The organism is Collinsella sp. wc0583 (assembly GCF_046116915.1).
Classification (GTDB): Bacteria; Actinomycetota; Coriobacteriia; order Coriobacteriales; family Coriobacteriaceae; genus Collinsella.
Genome location: NZ_JBJXBN010000005.1, coordinates 172,249 through 192,366 on the forward strand (window position 1 = coordinate 172,249; position 20,118 = coordinate 192,366).

At 60.1% G+C, this 20,118-nt stretch carries 19 protein-coding genes; 16 read left to right on the forward strand and 3 right to left on the reverse strand.

Annotated features, from left to right (window positions below; all coding sequences use genetic code 11):
- Positions 1–109 precede the first annotated feature (109 nt).
- Positions 110–874 (reverse strand): phosphotransferase, encoded by a 765-nt coding sequence (locus ACKUUJ_RS05965; RefSeq protein ID WP_409064988.1) that lies wholly within the window; start codon positions 872–874, stop codon positions 110–112.
- An 88-nt stretch (positions 875–962) separates the two neighbouring features.
- A complete protein-coding gene (gene adhE / locus ACKUUJ_RS05970) occupies positions 963–3,611 on the reverse strand; it encodes a bifunctional acetaldehyde-CoA/alcohol dehydrogenase (RefSeq protein ID WP_409064989.1) in 2,649 nt (882 codons plus the stop codon).
- 332 nt (positions 3,612–3,943) lie between these two features.
- Here adhE and ACKUUJ_RS05975 point away from each other — a divergent pair, with 332 nt between their 5' ends.
- Positions 3,944–4,720, forward strand: coding sequence for a transposase (locus ACKUUJ_RS05975; RefSeq protein ID WP_409064990.1), 777 nt, complete (start codon positions 3,944–3,946; stop codon positions 4,718–4,720).
- 207 nt (positions 4,721–4,927) lie between these two features.
- On the opposite strand, the gene rpmB is transcribed toward ACKUUJ_RS05975, so the two are convergent.
- On the reverse strand, positions 4,928–5,116 hold the full coding sequence (gene rpmB / locus ACKUUJ_RS05980; RefSeq protein ID WP_022094725.1) for a 50S ribosomal protein L28: 189 nt from the start codon (positions 5,114–5,116) through the stop codon (positions 4,928–4,930).
- Between the two features lie 452 nt (positions 5,117–5,568).
- On the opposite strand from rpmB, the gene pyrR reads away from it, so the two are divergent.
- From pyrR to lepA, 15 genes are all read left to right on the forward strand, one after another.
- Positions 5,569–6,153 carry a bifunctional pyr operon transcriptional regulator/uracil phosphoribosyltransferase PyrR gene (gene pyrR / locus ACKUUJ_RS05985; protein ID WP_117654814.1) on the forward strand — a complete coding sequence of 195 codons (585 nt, stop codon included), beginning with the start codon at positions 5,569–5,571 and terminating at the stop codon, positions 6,151–6,153.
- A 4-nt stretch (positions 6,154–6,157) separates the two neighbouring features.
- Positions 6,158–7,102 (forward strand): aspartate carbamoyltransferase catalytic subunit, encoded by a 945-nt coding sequence (locus ACKUUJ_RS05990; RefSeq protein ID WP_035138537.1) that lies wholly within the window; start codon positions 6,158–6,160, stop codon positions 7,100–7,102.
- Positions 7,086–8,375 carry a dihydroorotase gene (locus ACKUUJ_RS05995; protein WP_409064991.1) on the forward strand — a complete coding sequence of 430 codons (1,290 nt, stop codon included), beginning with the start codon at positions 7,086–7,088 and terminating at the stop codon, positions 8,373–8,375. The genes ACKUUJ_RS05990 and ACKUUJ_RS05995 overlap by 17 nt, the downstream gene beginning before the upstream one ends.
- Before the next feature lie 116 nt (positions 8,376–8,491).
- A complete protein-coding gene (locus tag ACKUUJ_RS06000) occupies positions 8,492–9,259 on the forward strand; it encodes a dihydroorotate dehydrogenase electron transfer subunit (RefSeq protein WP_409065029.1) in 768 nt (255 codons plus the stop codon).
- Positions 9,260–9,273: 14 nt separating this feature from the next.
- Entirely contained in the window at positions 9,274–10,182 is a 909-nt protein-coding gene (locus ACKUUJ_RS06005) for a dihydroorotate dehydrogenase (RefSeq protein ID WP_349125312.1), read from the forward strand.
- The gene (gene pyrF / locus ACKUUJ_RS06010; RefSeq protein ID WP_195233596.1) at positions 10,176–10,892 is read left to right on the forward strand and encodes an orotidine-5'-phosphate decarboxylase; all 717 of its coding nucleotides are present in this window, start codon (positions 10,176–10,178) and stop codon (positions 10,890–10,892) included. Before ACKUUJ_RS06005 ends, pyrF begins: the two co-directional genes overlap by 7 nt.
- A 240-nt stretch (positions 10,893–11,132) precedes the next feature.
- Entirely contained in the window at positions 11,133–11,441 is a 309-nt protein-coding gene (gene mihF / locus ACKUUJ_RS06015; RefSeq protein ID WP_006236130.1) for an integration host factor, actinobacterial type, read from the forward strand.
- The gene (gene gmk, locus ACKUUJ_RS06020; RefSeq protein ID WP_409064992.1) at positions 11,442–12,011 is read left to right on the forward strand and encodes a guanylate kinase; all 570 of its coding nucleotides are present in this window, start codon (positions 11,442–11,444) and stop codon (positions 12,009–12,011) included.
- A 5-nt stretch (positions 12,012–12,016) separates the two neighbouring features.
- The gene (locus ACKUUJ_RS06025) at positions 12,017–12,298 is read left to right on the forward strand and encodes a DNA-directed RNA polymerase subunit omega (protein ID WP_055250050.1); all 282 of its coding nucleotides are present in this window, start codon (positions 12,017–12,019) and stop codon (positions 12,296–12,298) included.
- Positions 12,299–13,543, forward strand: coding sequence for a tRNA uracil 4-sulfurtransferase ThiI (thiI, locus tag ACKUUJ_RS06030; RefSeq protein WP_118079857.1), 1,245 nt, complete (start codon positions 12,299–12,301; stop codon positions 13,541–13,543). It begins immediately after the preceding gene.
- Between the two features lie 214 nt (positions 13,544–13,757).
- The gene (locus tag ACKUUJ_RS06035) at positions 13,758–14,468 is read left to right on the forward strand and encodes a helix-hairpin-helix domain-containing protein (RefSeq protein WP_329738166.1); all 711 of its coding nucleotides are present in this window, start codon (positions 13,758–13,760) and stop codon (positions 14,466–14,468) included.
- Between the two features lie 269 nt (positions 14,469–14,737).
- Positions 14,738–16,768: a DNA internalization-related competence protein ComEC/Rec2 gene (locus ACKUUJ_RS06040; RefSeq protein ID WP_409064993.1), complete on the forward strand. Its 2,031-nt coding sequence runs from the start codon at positions 14,738–14,740 to the stop codon at positions 16,766–16,768.
- A 78-nt stretch (positions 16,769–16,846) separates the two neighbouring features.
- Positions 16,847–17,809: a DNA polymerase III subunit delta gene (holA, locus tag ACKUUJ_RS06045; RefSeq protein ID WP_409064994.1), complete on the forward strand. Its 963-nt coding sequence runs from the start codon at positions 16,847–16,849 to the stop codon at positions 17,807–17,809.
- A gap of 133 nt (positions 17,810–17,942) precedes the next feature.
- Positions 17,943–18,209, forward strand: coding sequence for a 30S ribosomal protein S20 (rpsT, locus tag ACKUUJ_RS06050; RefSeq protein WP_022094714.1), 267 nt, complete (start codon positions 17,943–17,945; stop codon positions 18,207–18,209).
- 96 nt (positions 18,210–18,305) lie between these two features.
- Entirely contained in the window at positions 18,306–20,117 is a 1,812-nt protein-coding gene (gene lepA, locus ACKUUJ_RS06055; protein ID WP_409064995.1) for a translation elongation factor 4, read from the forward strand.
- Position 20,118 lies beyond the last annotated feature (1 nt).

Consider the following 20,118-nt stretch of genomic DNA (forward strand, 5'->3'; position numbering starts at 1 on the left):
CGCCCTTTTATCTTGCCGTCGTGCTCAATCGCTAAAAGAAAAACCCCACAGCCCATATGAGCTGCGGGGTTTTCTTTGTGCCTCCGATGCGAAATAAATCGCTCAGATATTACTGATAATCGACGACGTCGATCCAGTTCTTCAGGAACTCATCGTTCACGTTGCGCTTACGAGCGAGCTCGGAAGCGGCGACGATGCTCGTCCACTGACGCACGACCTGCATGGGCATGTCGGCGCGGTCGCAGTAGAGCTCCAGGTAGGCCTCGGCCTGGTCCTTGCTGTTGAGGGCAAAGAGCAGGTAGGTGGTGGCAACGTCGGCAGCAGGGGAGCCCTGGGTAGCGTGTGCCCAGTCGCACACATAGAGCTGGCCGTCGTCGCCGACGATGACGTTGGAGGGGTTGAAGTCGCCGTGGCAGACCTTGAACTCCTTGGTCATGCCGTCCAGACGCTCCTGAAGGTTGTAGCGCGTGGTGGCATTGAGCTGATCAAGGCTGTCGATCATGCGGGCGAACTTGTCGCGCTGACGGTTAAGCAGCGGGGAGGTGTAGCCGTGGATCTCGATCTGGAGGTCGACGAACATCTCGAGGTACTCACCAAAGCGCTGGGGCTCGGCAGTCATCTTCTCGGCAAGGGTAGCGCCCGGAACCTTCTCGGTCACGAGCGCCCAGCCGTTGGCGTTCTCGAGCTGGGAAACCTCGAGAGCCTTGGGGCTGCGGATGCCGCACTCATTGATGCGGGCAAGATTCAAAGCCTCGTTGAACACGTCGGAGACGGGCTTGGTCTCGTTAAAGACCTTGACGATCTTGTCGCCCAGGTCGTAAACGACCTTGTTGCCACGGCGGACGAGCTCGGTCTTGGAATCGGGTAGCAGCATGGTTGCATCCTTTCAACGATGCGATAGAAGCGACGGCGGGGGTGTGTGAAACACCCGTGCACCCCCGCCGTTAAAAACCGTGCTAAAACTAGCAGACGGCGTAGTCCTGAGGCTCGCGGCCGTAGTAGGCGTCAAGGTAGAGCTCCTTGATCTCGCTCATCAGCGGGTAACGGGGGTTAGCGCCGGTGCACTGGTCGTTGAATGCCTGCTCGGTCATCTCGTCGAGGGTGTCGAGGAAGTACTTCTCGTCAACGCCGTACTCAGCGATGGTGTGCTTGACACCGATGAAGTCGCAGAGCTCGGTGAGCTTGGTGATGAAGTTCTCGAAGACCTCACGGTCGTCCTTGCCGTCGATGCCGCAGTAACGAGCCATCTCGGCGTAGTTGTGCAGCGCGTTGGGGTAAGGATACTGAGAGAAGGTTCCCATCTTGACAGGAGCCTCGGCGGCGTTGTAACGCATGACGCGGGTCAGGATGACTGCGTTTGCGAGGCCGTGGGGCAGATGGTGGAAAGCGCCGAGCTTGTGGGCCATGGAGTGGTTGAGGCCCAGGAAGGCGTTACCGAATGCCATACCGGCCATGCAGGATGCGTTGTGCATCTCCTCGCGAGCGTGCGGATCCTTGGCACCGTTGGTGAAGGAGCTCGGGAGGTTCTCGAAGACGAGCTTTGCGGCGCGCTCGGAGAGGCCCTTGGTGTAATCGGAAGCCATGATGGAGACGTAGGACTCGATGGCGTGGGTCATGACGTCAATACCGGAAGCTGCGGTGAGGCCCTTCGGGGCGGTCATGCAGTTGTCAGCGTCGACGATTGCCATGTTGGGGAGCAGCGCGTAGTCGGCGAGCGGCCACTTGATGCCGGTCTCCTTGTCGGTGATGATGGCGAACGGCGTGCACTCGGAGCCAGTGCCCGAAGAGGTCGGGACGGCGACGAAGTAAGCCTTCTTGCCCATCTCGGGGAAGGTGAAGATACGCTTGCGGATGTCCATGAAGTCCATGGCCATGTCCTCGAAGTTCGCCTCGGGGTGCTCGTACATCATCCACATAATCTTGCCGGCGTCCATTGCGGAACCGCCGCCAACGGCGATGATGACATCCGGCTCGAAGAGCGTCATCTGCTTGGCGCCGCGACGTGCGCACTGCAGGGAGGGATCGGGCTCAACGTCGTAGAAGCAGTCGTGAGCGATGCCCATCTCATCGAGCTTGGCCTCGATGGCACGCGTGTTGCCATTCTTGAAGAGGAACTGGTCGGTAACGATGAAGGCGCGCTTCTTGCCCATTACGGTGCCGAGCTCGTCGAGTGCGACGGGCGTGCAGCCCTTCTTGAAGTAGACCTTCTCGGGTGCGCGGAACCACAGCATGTTCTCGCGGCGCTCTGCCACGGTCTTGACGTTGATCAAGTGCTTCACCCCAACGTTCTCGGAGACGGAGTTGCCACCCCAGGAGCCGCAGCCCAGGGTTAGAGACGGCTTCATGCCGAAGTTGTAGAGGTCACCGATGCCGCCGTGCGAGGACGGGGTGTTGATGACGATGCGGCAGGCCTTCATGACGTGCTGGAACTTAGCGATCTTCTCGCTCTGTGCCGGGTGCACGTAGAGAGAGGCGGTGTGGCCCGGGCCACCTGCGAGGACGAGGTGCTCTGCCTTGTCAACGGCCTCCTGGAAGTCCTTGGCGTGATACATAGCGAGGACCGGGGAGAGCTTCTCGTGGGAGAACTCTTCCTTCTCGGGATCGGTGGAGGTGACCTCGGCGATCAGGATCTTGGTCTTGGCGGGAACCTCGATGCCGGCGAGCTCGGCGATCTTGGCGGCAGCCATGCCGGGGATGCGGTGATCGAGAGCGCCGTTCTTGAACATGGCGGCACGCAGGGCCTCCATCTCGGCACCCTGCTTGACGAAGTAGCAGCCGCGCTTCTGGAACTCGGCCTTGACCTGGTCATAGATGGTGTCGATGACGGTCACGGACTGCTCGGAAGCGCAGATCATGCCGTTGTCGAAGGTCTTGGAGTGGATGATGGAGTTGACGGCGAGCTTGATGTCCGCGGTATCGTCGATGATGACCGGGGTGTTGCCGGCGCCGACGCCGAGTGCGGGCTTACCGGAGGAGTAAGCAGCCTTGACCATGCCCGGGCCACCGGTTGCGAGAATGATGTCGACGTCGCGCATGACCATGTTGGTCAGCTCGATGGACGGCTTGTCGACCCAGCCGATGATGCCCTCAGGAGCACCGGCCTTGACAGCTGCGTCGAGAACGAGCTTGGCGGCGGCGATGGTGCACTTGGCGGCTGCCGGGTGCGGGGAGATGATGATGGCGTTACGGGTCTTCAGGCAGATGAGCGTCTTGAAGATGGCCGTGGAGGTCGGGTTGGTGGTCGGGATGACAGCGCCAACGATACCGATCGGCTCGGCGACCTTGGTGATGCCGTAAGCGTCGTCGCGCTCGATGACACCGCAGGTCTTGGTGTTCTTGTAAGCGTTGTAGATGTACTCAGCGGCGTAGTGGTTCTTGATGACCTTGTCCTCGAGAACGCCACGGCCGGTCTCCTCGATGGCGAGCTTGGCCAAAGGAATACGAGCCTTGTTGGCGGCCATAGCAGCCTCGTAGAAGATCTTGTCTACCTGCTCCTGAGTGTACTCAGCGAATTTAGCCTGGGCCTCACGCATAGATTTGAGTTTGGCCTCAAGCGCCTCCACGTTGTCCACGATGGCGGGAGTAGTGTTTTCCGGTGACTTTTTCACCATTTGTGTCTCCTTGCGATCGGAGATTTACCCTACAAGATGCATGATAGCAAGAAATAATTCGGTGAACGGGCAGATTCCCGTAAAAGACAAACTAAAACGCTTCAATCAAATGAAACGTTTCAACTAAATCTATCTGCCCTGCGCATCGCCCCGCTCATTGGGGACAGACTTAAATGAGTGCTTTCACTCATTTGGGACAGACATCGATTTGCCATTTTGCCGTTCTGGGCCTGTTATTGCCGCTCACTGGATATAAATAGGTTACAGGCTCAGCATTTCGCGTTGCGTCTCTCCTTTTAGGTGTTGCCTGTACAGTTTTGAAAGGAGAGGCTATGCCCCGATGTGCCCGCGCCGTTTCTCTCACCGGCTATTACCACGTCTATGACCGCGGCAATTCTAAACAGATAATTTTTGAAGATGACTCCGACCGCTATCGGTTCTTATCTGATATCTCGGACCGATTCGCTCGCCATGAAGTGGCGGTGTTGGCTTGGTGCCTTATGGACAATCACTTCCATTTGATGGTTGATGATCCGTTTGACAATCTTTCAAAGGCAATGCAGTGCGCATTGACGGCGTATGCTAAGTATTTCAATGGGAAAACGGGGAGAACGGGGCATCTGTTTGACAATCGCTATTCGCGGGTCGCGGTTGAGTCGGACACGCAGGCAGTGCAGCTGCTCGACTATATTCATCTCAATCCCGTGAAGGGTGCGCTTGACTCGCTCGAGGCGTACCGCTGGTCAAGCTATAAGGCATATCAGCTGGGCTATGATCCCTTTGACATCTGTGATGCGGCCCCTATGCTCGATGTTGTCGGAGGCTCCCGTCGCTATTGCGAGCATCTCAAGAAAGTTGGCGGGCGCATCTGGTCAGTGGAGGTTCTTCCGCGCCGGCGGATCCCCGATGAGGAGGCTCTTTCCGTTGCGCGCGAAGTCCTGCCGAGCATAGATCCTGCGCTGCTCAAGGCCCTGCCACGCCCCGAACGCGATGCCTGCCTGCTGAGGCTCAGGCGGGCACATCTCACGGTCAAGCAAATTGCCCGTATCACCGGTATCGGCGCCACAAGCGTGACCAAGGCTACTGCAAGCTGGAAGGATGCAGCGTGAGATAGGGGCCGTAGCCGATCGGGACGCCGCATGCGTGCGTCATGTCTGTCCCCAATGAGTGAAAACACTCATGCAAGTCTGTCCCCAATGAGTGCCCAATGAGTGCAAAAAGGCGCCCTCCGTAGGGGAGGGCGCCTTTGGTAAGTTCTATGTGAACGCGAGGTCTTTGACCCGGAGAGTCCGAGGTACTTGTTGGTAAGACCTTATTTAGGAGCGCGCAACCTTGCCGGACTTGAGGCAGGTGGAGCAAACGTTCATCTTGCGACGGTGACCATCGACGACGACGTAGACGCGCTGGATGTTGGGGCGGAACTTACGGTTGGTGACGCGGTGAGAGTGGCTGATGGAGCGACCGGCAACGGGGTGCTTACCGCAAACTTCGCAAACTTTGGACATAACTGACCCTCCTTGGGCGACAAACGAACATGTCGCGTTAACAAACAAGCCTGAACTATAGCACAGAAGCAGCTCCCTGTGCGTAATCTACACAGAGATATTTCTCTTTTGGCGATAGTGCCCACGCCACGGCCCTGGACGTAGATCCGATTTGCGTGCAGCAGAGGGGATTATGCCAGCTCGTGTGTGCGTTTTCAAGCTCGTCCCACAAATATATATAGGTTTATTGAGCATTGGGCTCCGTTTACGGAATGCTCTGTATTTATGCTCGCAATTCAGCTTGAGGTTGGCTACACTATCCCTTGACCATTAAAGGGGTACGAGATACCCACATGGAATTACATAGCTGCCAAAGAGCAGCCCTTCCTGTGGGTGTCTGGTTCCGCTTTGAGCGGTCGGGCATCTATTTTTTTGACTGTGTCAGCAGTCAAGACATGTGAGGAAGGAGATCGATGGGCACGACTTCCCCCAAGGCGGTCATTATGGACGAGACCGCCGTCAATCGAGCGATGACCCGCATCGCGCACGAGATTCTCGAGCGCAACGAGGGCTGTGAAGACCTCGCTCTGGTCGGCATCGTCACGCGCGGCGACCTTCTGGCAAAGAAGCTCGCCGAGGAGATCAAGGAGATCGAGGGCGTCGACGTTCCGCTCGGCAGTCTCGACATCAGCTTCTACCGCGATGACTACGCTACCAATTTCGCTCCCGCGATCCACGCCACCAACATTCCCTTCAGTGTCGACGGCAAGCGCGTCGTGCTGGTGGACGACATCCTGTACACGGGTCGTACCATCCGCGCCGCTCTGGACGCCGTCATGGATCTGGGCCGTCCGAGCCGTATTGAGCTGGCAGTCCTCGTTGACCGCGGCCACCGTGAGCTCCCTATCTCGCCGGACTTTGTCGGCAAGAACGTTCCCTCGTCGCACGAGGAGAACGTGCACCTATATATGAAGGAAGTCGACGGCCGTACCGCCGTCGAGATCAACGACGTCGCGCCGGGTTCCCACGTGGGCTCCGCGCCGCTGGGAGGTGAGTAGTACCGTGGCGTTCAACCATAAGCACCTGATCGACATTACCGAGTACTCCGAAGAGGACATCAAGCTCATCCTCGAGACCGCCAAGGCGTTCTCCGAGGTCAACGAGCGTGCGATCAAGAAGGTCCCCACGCTCAAGGGTAAGACCATCGTCAATATGTTCAACGAGCCCTCGACGCGTACCCGCAGCTCTTTCGAACTCGCCGAGAAGCGTCTTTCGGCCGACAGCCTCAACTTTGGTGGCTCCTCGACCTCCACGGTCAAGGGCGAGAGCCTCGTTGACACCGTCGAGACCCTCAACGCCTATAAGATCGACTGCATCGTCGTGCGCGATAAGCACGCCGGCGCCCCCTACATCGTCACGCAGAACTCGCCCGCAAGCGTCATCTGCGCCGGTGATGGCAAGCACAACCATCCCACGCAAGCCCTGCTCGACCTGTACACCATCTGGGAGCACAAGGGCGACTTCCACGGTCTGAAGGTCGCTGTCGTCGGCGATATCGCCCACTCCCGCGTGTGCGGCTCGCTGATCCCCGCCCTTAAGATCATGGGCTGCGAGACCTACGCCGTCGCCCCCGGCACGCTGCTGCCGCCGGCGCCCGAGGTCCTGGGCTGCGACCACGTGACGAGCGACCTCGATTCCGTCCTGCCCGAGCTGGACGTCGTCTACATGCTGCGCGTGCAGCAGGAGCGCCTCGAAGGTGCCCCGTTCCCGACCATTCGCGAGTACCACAAGCTCTTCGGCCTGACCAAGGACCGCGAGAAGCTCATGAAGCCCGATGCGATCATCTGCCACCCGGGCCCCATCAACCGCGGCGTCGAGTTCGACTCTTATATGGCCGACCACCCGCAACGCTCCGTCATCCTGGAGCAGGTCTACGCCGGTATCTGCGTGCGTATGGCTATCCTGTATCTGCTGCTTGGAGGTGCCGATAATGGCCTTGCTTCTTAAGAATGCCCACGTCGTCGACCCGTCCGTCGAGCTTGACGGTGTCGTTGACGTCCTGATTGACGGCGACAAGATCGTCGAGGTCGGCGAGAATCTCGCCGTCGAGGGAGCCGAGGTCCGCGACCTTTCCGGCAAGTACCTCGTCCCCGGCCTGGTTGATATGCACGTTCACCTTCGCGAGCCCGGCTATGAGGTCAAAGAGGACATCGAGAGCGGCACCCGCGCAGCTGCCAAGGGCGGCTTCACCGGCGTGTGCGCCATGCCCAACACCGATCCCGTCACCGATAACGGCACCGTCGTGGAGTTCGTCAAGTCCCGCGCTGCCGAGGTCGGTCACTGCCGCGTCTATCCGTCGGGCGCCATGACCCGCGGCCTTAAGGGCGAGGCCATGTCCGAGATGGGCGATATGGTCGCCCACGGCGCCGTCGCCTTTACCGACGACGGTCGCGGCGTGCAGGGCGCGGGCATGCTCCGTCGCTGCATGGACTACGGCAAGATGTTCGGCAAGGTCTTTATGAGCCACTGCCAGGACGAGGACCTGGTCGGCCATGGCCAGATCAACGAGGGCAAGGTCTCGACCCGTCTGGCCCTCGAGGGCTGGCCGGCCGCCGGCGAGGAGCTTCAGATCGCCCGCGACATCGAGATTGCCAAGCTGACCGGTGCCAAGCTGCACATCCAGCACATCTCCACCGCTCACGGCCTCGAGCTCGTGCGTGCCGGTAAGGCCGCCGGTGTCCAGGTAACCTGCGAGGCCACCCCGCACCACATGTTCCTGACCGAGAACGACTTGGACGAGACCTACAACACCTCGCTCAAGGTCAATCCGCCGCTGCGCACCGACGAGGACGCCGAGGCCATCCGTCAGGGCGTCATCGACGGTACCGTCGACGTGATCGTTACCGATCACGCTCCGCACACCCCGTGGGAGAAGGCCCGCGAGTTCGAGCTCGCACCCTTTGGCATGATCGGCCTCGAGACCTCGCTGTCGCTCGTGCTCACCGAGCTGGTCAACACGGGCAAGATGAGCATGGGCCGCATGGTCGAGCTCATGGCCATCAAACCGCGTGAGATCCTGGGCCTCGACCAGGTTCAGGTCAAGGCGGGCTCCGTTGCCGACCTGACCGTGTTCGATCCCTCCGTAACCTGGACGGTCGGCGAGGACGGTTACGAGTCGCGCGCCGAGAACTCCGGTTTTGCCGGCCGTACGCTCACCGGTCGAGCCACCGATGTGTTTGTCGGCGGTAAACAGACGCTTGCCGACGGCTGCATCTGCTAGCATAGCCTTATCGCTTTTGTGCGCGGCGCCCTTGCGGTGCCGCGCTTTCTGTTCGTTTGGACCATGCAACCGCATGGGGGATTGGAGCGTCTATGCCCACACCTTCCACTGCACGCATGCACGACTTCGAGGTCGTCTCGAACCGGGAGATCGCCGACGGCATCTTCTCGCTCGTCATCTCGGCCCCCAAGCTTGCAAGTGCGCTCAAGCCCGGTCAGTTTGTGAACATTGCCGTACCCGGCGATGCGTCCTCGCTGCTTCGCGTGCCCCTGAGCTACTATCGCGCCGACGCCCAGGCCGGCACCGTCGAGCTGTGGTACGCCGTCGTGGGCGACGACACCCGTCGCCTGTCGCAGATGGGCCCCGGTTCCAAGTCCAACCTGCTGGGCCCTGGCGGCCGCGGCTGGCTGGTACCCGAGGGCACCAGGAAGGCATTGCTTGTCGCCGGCGGCATCGGTGTTCCGCCCGTGCTGTGCCTTGCCGGTAAGCTTGCCGAGCAGGGTGTGGCCGTCGACGTGTGCCTGGGCTTTGGTACCGCGTCCAAGGCCGTGGGCGTCGATGAGTTCCGCTCGCTGTGCGATACGGTTAACGTGTGCACCGACGACGGTTCGCTCGGCATGCACGGTTTCTGCACCGATCCTGCCGCCGAGCTGCTTGGCGAGCGCGGCTACGACTACGTCGCCAGCTGCGGCCCCGCCGTCATGATGAAGAAGGTCGCCGTCGCTGCCGCCGAGGCCGGTGCGTACTGCGAGGTTTCGCTCGAGCGCATGATGAGCTGTGGCTTTGGTGCCTGCAACACCTGCAATGTCGAGACGGTCGACGGTATGAAGGGCGCCTGCATGTGCGGCCCCGTGTTCGATGCTTCCAAGGTGGTGGTCTTCTAGTGGGTACCGTGAACATGGCCGTCGATTTCGGCGGCGTCAAGATGCAAAACCCCATCAACACCGCAGCCGGTACCTTTGGCTACGGTTGGCAGTTCCAGAACTTCTTTGATGTTTCCCAGCTGGGTGCCATCACCACCAAGGGTTGTGCTGCCGAGCCCTGGCCCGGCAACCCCGCGCCTCGCATGGCCGAGATCCCGGGCGGCATGATCAACTCCGTGGGCCTTCAGAACCCCGGTGTGGCCGCCTTTGCCCGTGAGTCCGGCCCGTGGCTCGAACAGCTTTCCAAGGATGGCTGCCAGGTCATTTGTCAGGTCGCCGGTCATTCCGTCGAGGAGTTTGTCCGCGCGCTTGAGATGTATGTCGAGCTGTGCCCCTGGGCTGCCGGCTACGAGATCAACGTGAGCTGCCCCAATATTGCCGCCGGCGGTGCCGCCATGGGCTCCTCGCCCGAGGGCGCCTCTGCCGTTATGGCTGCCTGCCGTAAGGTGACCGATAAGCCGCTGTTCGTAAAGATGGCGCCGGTCAACGTCGCCGAGATTGCCAAGGCTCTCGAGGCCGCCGGCGCCGACGGCCTTTCGGTCATTAACTCCATCCAGGGCATGGCCATCGATGTTCATACCCGCAAGTCCCGTGTGGCCAAGCCCAAGGGCGGCCTTTCGGGCCCGCTGTGCCACCACATCGCCGTGCGCATGGTCTGGGAGGTCGCTCAGGCCGTCGATATCCCCATCAACGGTGTCGGCGGCGTCATGACGGGCGAAGATGCGGCCGAGTTTATCCTGGCTGGCGCCACCTGCGTGTCGGTCGGTATGGCCAACTTTGTCGATCCGTGCGCCTCGATTAAGATTGCGCACGAGCTCGAGGCTTGGGCGGAGTCCCAGGGCGTGAAGGACATCAACGAGCTGGTAGGTGCTTTCGAATGCTAGAGACCGACGCCCGCGACCGCGTTATCGTCGCCCTCGACTGCGACCGTGAGCGTGCGCTCGAGCTCGCCCACGAGCTTTCTGGTCATGCCGCTTGGCTCAAGGTGGGCATGACGCTCTATTACGCCGAGGGGCCCGAGATCGTCAAGACGTTCAAGGACCTGGGCTTTAAGGTCTTCCTCGACCTCAAGTTCCATGACATTCCGCATCAGGTGCGCGGTGCCGCCCGTTCGGCCTCGCTTGCCGGTGCCGACCTGCTCTCGGTCCACGGCCTGGGTTCTGGTGCTATGCTCGCTGCGTGCCGTGAGGGTGCCGAGGAGGCGCGCGAGGACCGCGCCAAGCTCGTCGCCATCACCGTGCTCACGAGCATGAACCAGGATTCGCTGGCCGAGATTGGCGTCGAGTCACCCGTGGCCGAGGAGGCCGCCCGCCTGGCAAAGCTTGCCCAGGCCAACGGTATCGACGGCATCGTGTGCTCGCCGATGGAGGCCCATGACATGCGCGAGCTGCTCGGCCCCGACGCGTTGATCGTGACTCCGGGCGTTCGTCCGGTGGGTGCCGCCCTTGGTGACCAGTCCCGTGTGGCGACGCCTTCTCAGGCTATCGAGCGCGGCGCGAGCCATATCGTGGTGGGCCGACCCATCACCGGTGCCGACGACCCGGTTGCCGCCTTTGACGCTATCGTTGCCGAGCTGGTCGAAAACGTCGCCTAAAAGATTCCCTCAAGTCACCACTTTTGGGTCTCATTAGCACAAATTAGCCCCTGTGCCTGCGAAAACTTTCCCATCCTTTGTGTGGAATCGCAGGTCAGGGGCTCAACTTTAACCTCCGTATATTGCACTTTTCGCAGGTATCGTCTAATCTATGGAGCCGTCGATTGGGCATTTAGTGCGTTTGACGTGCTAAAATGCTAATTATTGCATCAGATATAACCCAACTATTTGGAGGTTCGAATGGCACTCCCTCAGCTTACCGACGAGCAGCGCAAGCAGGCTCTTGAGAAGGCTGCCGCCGCACGTCACGCCCGCGCTGAGCTTCGCGAGCAGATCAAGAAGGGCGAGAAGTCCCTCGAGTCCGTGCTTAACTCCGATGACCCCATCGCTTCCCGCATGAAGGTTTCCACCCTCATCGAGTCCCTGCCCGGTTATGGCAAGGCCAAGGCCGCCAAGATCATGGAGGAGCTCGGCATCTCCGCTACCCGTCGCGTCCAGGGCCTCGGTGTCCGTCAGCGCGAGCAGCTCCTCGAGCAGCTGACCAAATAAGTGAGCGCTCAGGATTCAAAGCTCTTTGTGATTTCTGGACCGTCAGGTGCAGGCAAGGGCACGCTCGTCACTCGTGTGCGCGAGCGTCGCTCGAACCTGGGCCTGACGGTTTCGGCTACCACGCGAGCACCACGCAAAGGTGAGGTCGACGGCGTCAACTACTTTTTCCTGACGCGCGAGGAGTTCGACCGCCGCGTGGCAAACGGTGAGTTTGTTGAGTGGGCCGAGGTCCACGGTAACTGCTACGGCACCTTGGTGAGCGAGGTCACATCCAAGCTCGCCTCTGGCTCGTCTCTGATCTTGGAGATCGATGTCCAGGGAGCCCTGCAGGTCAAGGAGCGTTTCCCCGAGGCCGTGTTGATCTTTATCAAGCCGCCTTCGCTCGAGGTGCTCCGCGAGCGTCTGGTCGGTCGCGGTACCGAGACGCCCGATACGATTGAGCTGCGTATGGCAAACGCCGCCGATGAACTTGCCCTTGCCGACCGCTACGACGACGTCGTGGTGAATGACGATCTCGACCGCGCGACCGATGAGCTCGTTCGCGTTCTCGATATGCATGAAAGGATCTGAGGTCCGTGTCCGTTGTAAAGCCTTGCATTGACGATCTTCTGGAGAAGACCGATCACAACCGCTTCCTGCTCGCCTCGCTTGCCTCCAAGCGCGCCTGCGACATTAACAGCATGTTGCGTGGCCAGCACAACCGCGTGCTCGCCGTCCAGGATGTCGATGACATCACCATTGCGCTTTCCGGCGCCGATACCATCTCGATGGCTATGGACGAGATTGTCGACGGCGACATCTCCTACGACGAGGCCCGTTACGAGAAGGCACTCGGCCATAAGGTTGCTGAAGCCTAAATGGCAGCCCGCGTCTGCCTGGTCCACTATCACGAGGTTGGACTAAAGGGCAAGAACCGCGCACATTTTGAGCATATCCTCATGGATAACATCAAGGCGGCCTTGGCCGCCTTTTCCGTGAATGCCGTGTCTCGAATTTCCGGTTATATCCTCGTGACCTTTAACGAGCATCAGGCCGACGAGGCGGCGCGCGTCATTCGCACCGTCCCCGGCGTTGCTCGCGTGTCCCTGGCATATCACACGAACCGCGACCCGCAGGAGTACTGCGCCGCCGCCGTGAAGGCGCTGCGCGAGTTTGGTCCCTTTGAGTCGTTTAAGGTGCATGCCAAGCGCTCGAACACCGACTACGAGCTCACCTCGATTGATATCAATCGTCAGGTGGGAGAGGTGTTGTGCGAGGCGTTTCCCGATAAAAAGGTCCAGATGCACGACCCCGACGCAATGGTGCACGTGCTTGTGGTCCAGGGTAGCGTTTATGTGTACGCGCGCTCCGAGCGCGGCGTGGGCGGTCTGCCGGTGGGATCTGCCGGCAAGGTCGTGACGCTACTGTCGTCGGGTATCGATTCTCCGGTAGCGACCTGGATGCTCGCGCGTCGCGGCGCGGTGTGCGTGCCGGTACATTTCTCCGGTCGTCCGCAGACGCCCGACACGAGCGAGTATTTGGTGCAGGACATCATCCGTGCGCTTGAGCCGGGTGTCCAGATCGGCCGCCTGTACGTGGTGCCGTTTGGCGATTGTCAGCGTGAGATCTCGGTGACCTGCCCCAGCAACCTGCGCGTGATCATGTACCGTCGCATTATGTATTCGGTTGCCGAGCGCATTGCGCATATCGAGGGCGCCAAGGCTATTGTGACCGGTGAATCGCTCGGTCAGGTTGCTTCCCAGACGCTCGAGAACATCATGGCCGTCAACGAGGCCGTCAAGATCCCCGTGTTCCGCCCGCTGATTGGTTCGGACAAGCAGGAGATCATCGCGCGTGCCGAGGAAATCGGTACCTTCGATATCTCGACCGAAGCTGCTCCCGATTGCTGCACGCTCTTTATGCCGCGCCGCCCCGAGACGCACGCCAAACTCGATGCCGTGCATGAGGCGTGGGAGCTGTTCGATCACGAGGAGATGATTGAGCGCTTGCTCAAGCAGACCGAGTATATCGACTTCGAGAGCAACACGTATAAGGCCCCTAAGACCTTAAAACGCAAACATTCCGAGCTCGCTCCACGTGAGATTTACCAAGATCACGAATAATGTTGTGTATAGACCGGCGGTGATTTTGCATCGTCGGTCTTTTTCTATCTGGGCATTAGGCGATAAACGGTTCATTTGTCGACGTGTGCCTGAATAAATGGACACTTTTCCGCAAGGTTTTGGTCAGCTTTTGGTTTGACCGCGAAAACCGGTGTGGGCGTGCGGAGGCTGCGGCGTTCGTTTCCTGACACGATGGTGTTGGGAGGTGTTTGCTATGGCGCAGCGCGAGCAACACGAACGGGTTAAACGGATGGACCGCTGGGCAGAAAAGCTGCTCGGCCATAAGGCGATGGTCGTGGCGATCCTGGTTGTCATTGCCGCCGCGAGCGGCTTGGCGATGGCAGGTTTTGGTGGTCACTCCAGCGACGTATCGTTTGAGCGTAGTGATGAGGCGAGCGCCTCGGATGTGCGCGGGGCCGGGGATGCCTCTCCTGACGATGCCGATGAGCCGTCTGCCAAGAGCTCCTCTGCTGCCGAGGTGTACGTCGATGTTGATGGCGCCGTTGTGAAGCCTGGCGTGTACCGGCTTAAAGATGGAGCACGGGTGTCCCAGGCGATTGATGCCGCCGGAGGGCTTACGGCCGAGGCGGATGTGACGGTTCTTAACCGTGCGTCCAAGATCACCGATGGTCAAAAGATCTATGTGCCGACGGTAGGGGAGCAACAAACGGCTGCGGCCGTCGGCGCCGCCGAAAGCAGTGCTTCCACGACCCCTGGTACAGGGTCTTCGTCGGGACTTGTGAATATCAATACGGCAAGTGCGGCGGAGCTGCAGACGCTTTCGGGCATCGGGCCTTCTATGGCCCAGTCAATTATCGACGAACGGACGCAAAACGGGGCCTTTGCCTCGGTCGATGACCTTATGCGCGTATCGGGGATCGGTGAGAAGAAACTCGCCAAAATTAAAGATTGCATCTGCGTATGAGTGCGACCGAGCGCGAGCATGTGATGCCACCGCGCCCATTGATGCCGTGGACGATAGCCCGTTGTGCCGGCTTGTGTGCGAGCTGTGGGTTAGTGCTTAACATGGCGGCCGATGCGCTGCTGGGAGAGCGGGCGGCGCCCGTCACATTGCTTATGGCCATTCCCGTTGCGGCAGCAGGGTGCATCGTATTGGCTCGGTCCTGCATGCGCCTTGTGCGGTGGAGGCGATGGCTGTATGCCGCGGCCCTCGGCCTCGTGGCGGGAGCCGTAGTGTCCGCGGGTTGGGCGATAGGGGCGCTGCGCGCTTCGAGGGCGTTGGATAATCGGGCTGCGAGCAGTCTCGAGTTTGTTGTGTGTGGCGACCCGTCCATCAATGACGGTGCGTACTCCTATACCTGTGATGCGTATGCGGGCGAAAAGCGTTTGGGTCAGGTACGGCTGTCGTGTGATCGTGAGCTTGGCGCCGGTTCGCATGTACGTGCTATCGGTCGAATTTCGCGCTTTGAGAATGATGCGTATGGGCGCTCACGCGTGCTTCGGGGCGAGCTTCGAAAGGTTAAAGTCGTCCGGTTGGTATCGATCGACGAGGGCCCTCCAGGCCCGTTGTCTTGGCTTCGAAGCGAGCTCCTTGCCGTTATCGCGCCCGCGACCGATCCAGCGCGCTCGCTCATTGCCGGCGTTGTCTGTGGACGCTCGTCCGAGCTGCGCGCCCAGCCGGCGGGCGATTGGTTTTCGGTAACGGGCACCGCACATCTCATCGCCGTCTCGGGCAGCCATCTTGCCATCGTGGGGTTTGTGATTGAGAGCGCCCTGCAAAAGACACGCCTCTCTCGTGGGCTGCAGCGGGGACTGTTGGTGCTGGCCCTTGCTGCCTATGCCGTCTTTACGGGCGCCTCGCCCTCGGCCGTGCGCGCGTGCTGTATGGTGGCGGCGACGCTTGTCGCCAACGGCGCCGGACGTCGTCGGCATGGCCTCTCGGCTCTGTTTGTCACCATGGCAATCTTTGTGTTGCTGCGCCCGACGGTATTGTTCGAGATGGGTTTTCAACTATCGTGCGCCAGTGTTTTTGCCATCCTTTGTTTTTGCCCCTACGCTACCTACGCCTTGTGCGAGCTGAGCGTGCCATCGGAGGTTGCCGGTATTTTGTCCGTCACGATGTGCTCACAACTCGCGACACTTCCTGTAACCATTCCCGCATTCGGGACGTTTTCGCTCATTGCCCCGCTTGCAAATGCCGTGATCGGTCCGGTGATAAGCGTACTGCTTGCTATATCGGTTGTGCTGGTGCCCTGCTCGCTTGTGCCGCTGTTGCGTCACGGGGCGCTCGTGGGGCCCATGATTGTCGCTCGCTGCGCCCTGTTCTTTGAGCAGCTCTTTGCTGCCGTTCCGGGCGCATCCGTAAGCGTGCCGCCCGATGCGCCCTTGATATACGTGGTGCCGTTTGCGCTGGCGGTCCTCTTGGTCTGGTGGCCACGTCCCCGCGCGCGGCCCATGGCAGTGGGGCTGCTGTGTTTGATGCTTGCGGCGGCTGTTCCGTATGTCTATTGGGATCGATGTGCGCCGCCTTCGGTAACAGTCCTCGATGTCGGCCAAGCCGATGCGATTCTGGTTCGTCAGGGTAGCGCCGTGGCGCTTGTCGACTGTGGGCTCGATGAGCGCGTGGTGTCGGCGTTGGTTCGCAATAACGTTCACCATATCGATGCCGTCTTCGTGACGCATTGGGATGAAGATCATTGGGGTGGTCTTCCCGACGTACTCGATCAGTTTTCGGTTGGAACCATTGCGGTCGCGGCCGATGCACTGGACGGCGCGCCTGTTGAGGTCCTGAATCGCCCCGGCGTAACGTATCGGCAGGTAGCCCGCGGAGACGCGGTCGATATCGGCGCATTTCGGGCTCGTGTGATGTGGCCGTTTGACACGGTGGATGGTGAGGGCAATGAGGACTCGCTTGTCTTGCTGCTCTCCTATGCTCAGGAAGGTAAGAGCCTGCGTATGCTCCTCACTGGTGATGCCGAGCTCGATCAGGAGCGCGAGTTTGTACAGGAGGTGGGCGATATCGATGTGCTCAAGCTGGGGCATCACGGCTCAAAAGTTTCCGTCGACACAGACCTGCTGGAAACGCTTAAGCCCGAGCTCTCTATCGCGAGTGCGGGCGAGGGCAACCGCTACGGCCATCCATCCGATGCCTGCATCGATGCCGTTCGCGATGCGGGCGGCGCGTTCGCATGCACCATCGAACAAGGAGACATCACCGTCTCGCCGACCGTAACCGGATTTGCCATGCGATGCCAGCGACCGTGATGCTGCCGTTGGCGCGGGATAAGCCCGTGGGCTAGAATGGCACGGTACGAACACGAGAGCCTGCGGGAGGGGAGCGCGATGTCCGAAACCGGTCTGCTGCCGGCATATCTGATTGTCGGTACCGACGGAGTCAAACGCGACCACGCCGTCTCGCGTATGAAGGCGCGTCTGGAAAAGACGGGCATGGTCGAGTTCAACCTCGACGAGCGCGATATGACCAAAGACCCCGATATCGAGTCGATTATCGGATCGCTCAACACCTTTCCCATGGGCAGCGAGTTTCGCCTGGTAATCCTTGACGGCTGCTCAAAACTCGCCAAAGCGATTTCCGAGCCGCTTGTCGAGTACCTCGCAAGTCCCAGCCCCACGACGGTCTGTCTCATTATTGCCGACTCACTTGCCAAGAATACGCGCCTGTATAAGGCAATCGCCAAGATCGACAAGAAGGCTGTCGTCGATTGTTCGGGTACCAAGCGCTGGGAACTGCCGCGCCGCGTTCAGCAGATGGCGACGCAGCGCGGTAAGTCCATCTCGACGGCTGCTGCCGAGGAGCTCGTTTCGCGCTCGGGTGAGAACACCCGCATGCTCGATAACGACTTGGCCAAGCTTGCCCAGATGGTCGAGGCGCCGCAAATTGAGCTTGCCGATGTGGAGCGCTGGATCGTGCGCACGGCCGAAGTTCAGCCCTGGGACTTTCTCAACACAGTGTCGGCCCGCGATATGCGCCGCTCGCTTGAGCTCTTTGGGCTGCTGCCCGCCAAGAGCTATGTGTGGACCTACACGCTGCTATGCGGTCGCATCCGCGAGTTGATCGTCGCCAAGGCGCTCGACTCTCGTGGGCAGGGGCGTGAGCTCGCCGCGACACTCAAGCTTCAGGCCTGGCAGGTCAAAAATCACCTGACCTGGGCACGCCGCTTTTCGATGGCGGAGCTTGTCGCTGCGCTCGAGGGCGCGGTCGATGTGGAGCTCGCACTGAAGGGTTCTGCCGATTCGGAGACCGCGCTTTTGCTCTGGATTACGAACATCTTGAGAAAATCGTGATGATACCTGCCTATTTGACAAATTCGTTCTATCCCTTTGAGGGGGAGCGTGCTATAGTAGGCGCTTGCATGACCTCACCGTGTCTCAGAGGTGTCATACATTTTTTGCAAGGAACTCGAAAGGAACTCCAGAAGTGGCAAACATCAAGTCTCAGAAGAAGCGTATCCGCACCAATGAGGCAGCTCGCATGCGTAACAAGGCTGTCAAGTCCGAGCTCAAGACGCTGACCAAGCACGTCCAGTCCGCCGTCGCCGAGGGCGACGCCGAGAAGGCCCAGGCTGCCCTCAAGACCGTCACCAAGCGTCTCGACATGGCTGCCGCCAAGCATGTTATCCACAAGAACCAGGCTTCCAACCGCAAGTCCGGTCTTGCCAAGCTCGTGAACAGCATCAACGCCTAAGTTGTAAATTTCACACCACACAGATTACGCGCATAAATGGAGCCTGTTTTATGGAACAGGCTCCATTTTTTGTACCGCTCGGGTAAGATAGTCCGCATGAATACTTCAATTGACATTTCCCACATCCGCAACTTCTCGATCGTTGCGCACATCGACCATGGCAAGTCCACGATCAGTGACCGCATCCTCGAGCTCACCCATACCGTCGACGAGCGCGACATGGAGTCGCAGCTGCTCGACACCATGGATATCGAGCGCGAGCGCGGCATCACGATCAAGTCCAATGCCGTTCGCGTTTCCTATGACGCCGACGATGGCGAGACGTATCAGTTCAACCTGATTGATACGCCGGGCCACGTGGACTTTACCTACGAGGTCTCGCGTTCGCTGGCCGCCTGCGAGGGCGCGGTGCTCGTCGTGGACGCCACTCAGGGCGTCGAGGCGCAGACCGTCTCCAACGCGACGCTCGCCATGAACGCCAACCTGGATATTGTGCCCGCTATCAACAAGATCGATTTGCCGTCGGCGCACCCCGATGAGGTCAAGACCGAGATCGAGGACGACCTGGCAATCCCTGCCGACGATGCCGTATGCGTATCGGGCAAGACCGGTGAGGGCATCCACGACCTGCTGGAGTCCATCGTCTTTTTGATTTCGCCGCCCAAGGGCGATGCAAACGCGCCACTCAGGGCACTCATCCTGGATTCGTATTTCGATGAGTACCGCGGCGTCGTTGCCACGGTCCGCGTCTTTGACGGCTCTATCAAGAAGGGCGATACCCTGCGCATGATGCAGGCCGAGGGCGACTTTTTGGTCGATGGCGTGGGCGTCAAGCGTCCCGCCGAGACCCCGGTCGATGCGCTGACGGTCGGCGAGGTTGGCTACGTGGTCACGGGTCTGAAGGATCCCGAGGCCGTGCACGTGGGCGATACCCTCACGTGGGCGTCGAATCCCTGCCCCGAGCCGCTTCCCGGCTACCGCGAGGCCAAGCCCATGGTCTACACGGGCCTGTTCCCGATCGACAACAAGGATTACGAGAATCTGCGCGACGCTCTCGATAAACTGCATGTCAACGACCCGTCGTTGGTGTGGGAGCCCGAGACCTCGGTGGCACTCGGCTTTGGTTTCCGCGTTGGCTTCTTGGGCCTGTTGCATATGGAGGTCGTCAAGGAGCGCCTGGAGCGCGAGTTCAACCTGGACCTCATTGCCACGAGTCCCTCGGTCGACTATCACGTTTACAAGACCGACGGTGAGATGATCGATGTCCGCAGCCCTCAGGATCTGCCCGAGGCCACGCGCATCGAGCGCATTGAGGAGCCTTACCTCAAGGCCAAAATTATCTGCCCGCCCGAGTATACGGGCGCTGTCATGCAGCTCGCTATCGAGCACCGCGGCATTACGACCGACATGATCCATCTCACGAGCAAATCGGTCGAGATGCGCTTTGATATGCCGCTCGCCGAGCTCATCCTGGACTTTTTTGATCAGCTCAAGAGCCGTACCAAGGGATATGCCTCGCTTGACTATGAGTTTAACGAGTATCGTCCTTCCGAGCTCGTCAAGCTCGATATCCTGCTTTCGGGCGACGAGGTGGATGCGCTTTCGTTTATCGTGCACAAGGACAAGGCCTATGGCCTGGCCCGCGGTCTGTGCGACAAGCTCAAGGAAATCATTCCGCGTCAGCTGTTTGAGGTGCCTATTCAGGGCGCCATCGGCAACAAGATCATCGCCCGCTCGACCGTCAAGGCGCGCCGCAAGGACGTTTTGGCCAAGTGCTATGGCGGCGATATCTCGCGTAAGCGCAAGTTGCTCGAGAAGCAAAAAGAGGGCAAGAAGCGCATGAAGGCCATCGGCTCGGTCGAGGTCCCGCAGGAGGCCTTTATGGCGATCCTCAAGGTGGACGAGTAGG

Excerpts from the sequence above, each read along its gene's own strand:
- ACKUUJ_RS06000 (WP_409065029.1), top strand. The coding sequence starts at position 8,492 with ATGCACGACTTCGAGGTCGTCTCGAACCGGGAGATCGCCGACGGCATC.
- pyrR (WP_117654814.1), top strand. The coding sequence starts at position 5,569 with ATGGGCACGACTTCCCCCAAGGCGGTCATTATGGACGAGACCGCCGTC.
- ACKUUJ_RS05975 (WP_409064990.1), top strand. The coding sequence starts at position 3,944 with ATGCCCCGATGTGCCCGCGCCGTTTCTCTCACCGGCTATTACCACGTC.
- holA (WP_409064994.1), top strand. The coding sequence starts at position 16,847 with ATGTCCGAAACCGGTCTGCTGCCGGCATATCTGATTGTCGGTACCGAC.
- rpmB (WP_022094725.1), bottom strand. The coding sequence starts at position 5,116 with ATGTCCAAAGTTTGCGAAGTTTGCGGTAAGCACCCCGTTGCCGGTCGC.
- ACKUUJ_RS06035 (WP_329738166.1), top strand. The coding sequence starts at position 13,758 with ATGGCGCAGCGCGAGCAACACGAACGGGTTAAACGGATGGACCGCTGG.
- lepA (WP_409064995.1), top strand. The coding sequence starts at position 18,306 with ATGAATACTTCAATTGACATTTCCCACATCCGCAACTTCTCGATCGTT.
- pyrF (WP_195233596.1), top strand. The coding sequence starts at position 10,176 with ATGCTAGAGACCGACGCCCGCGACCGCGTTATCGTCGCCCTCGACTGC.
- ACKUUJ_RS06005 (WP_349125312.1), top strand. The coding sequence starts at position 9,274 with ATGGCCGTCGATTTCGGCGGCGTCAAGATGCAAAACCCCATCAACACC.
- ACKUUJ_RS05965 (WP_409064988.1), bottom strand. The coding sequence starts at position 874 with ATGCTGCTACCCGATTCCAAGACCGAGCTCGTCCGCCGTGGCAACAAG.
- thiI (WP_118079857.1), top strand. The coding sequence starts at position 12,299 with ATGGCAGCCCGCGTCTGCCTGGTCCACTATCACGAGGTTGGACTAAAG.
- ACKUUJ_RS05995 (WP_409064991.1), top strand. The coding sequence starts at position 7,086 with ATGGCCTTGCTTCTTAAGAATGCCCACGTCGTCGACCCGTCCGTCGAG.
- adhE (WP_409064989.1), bottom strand. The coding sequence starts at position 3,611 with ATGGTGAAAAAGTCACCGGAAAACACTACTCCCGCCATCGTGGACAAC.
- mihF (WP_006236130.1), top strand. The coding sequence starts at position 11,133 with ATGGCACTCCCTCAGCTTACCGACGAGCAGCGCAAGCAGGCTCTTGAG.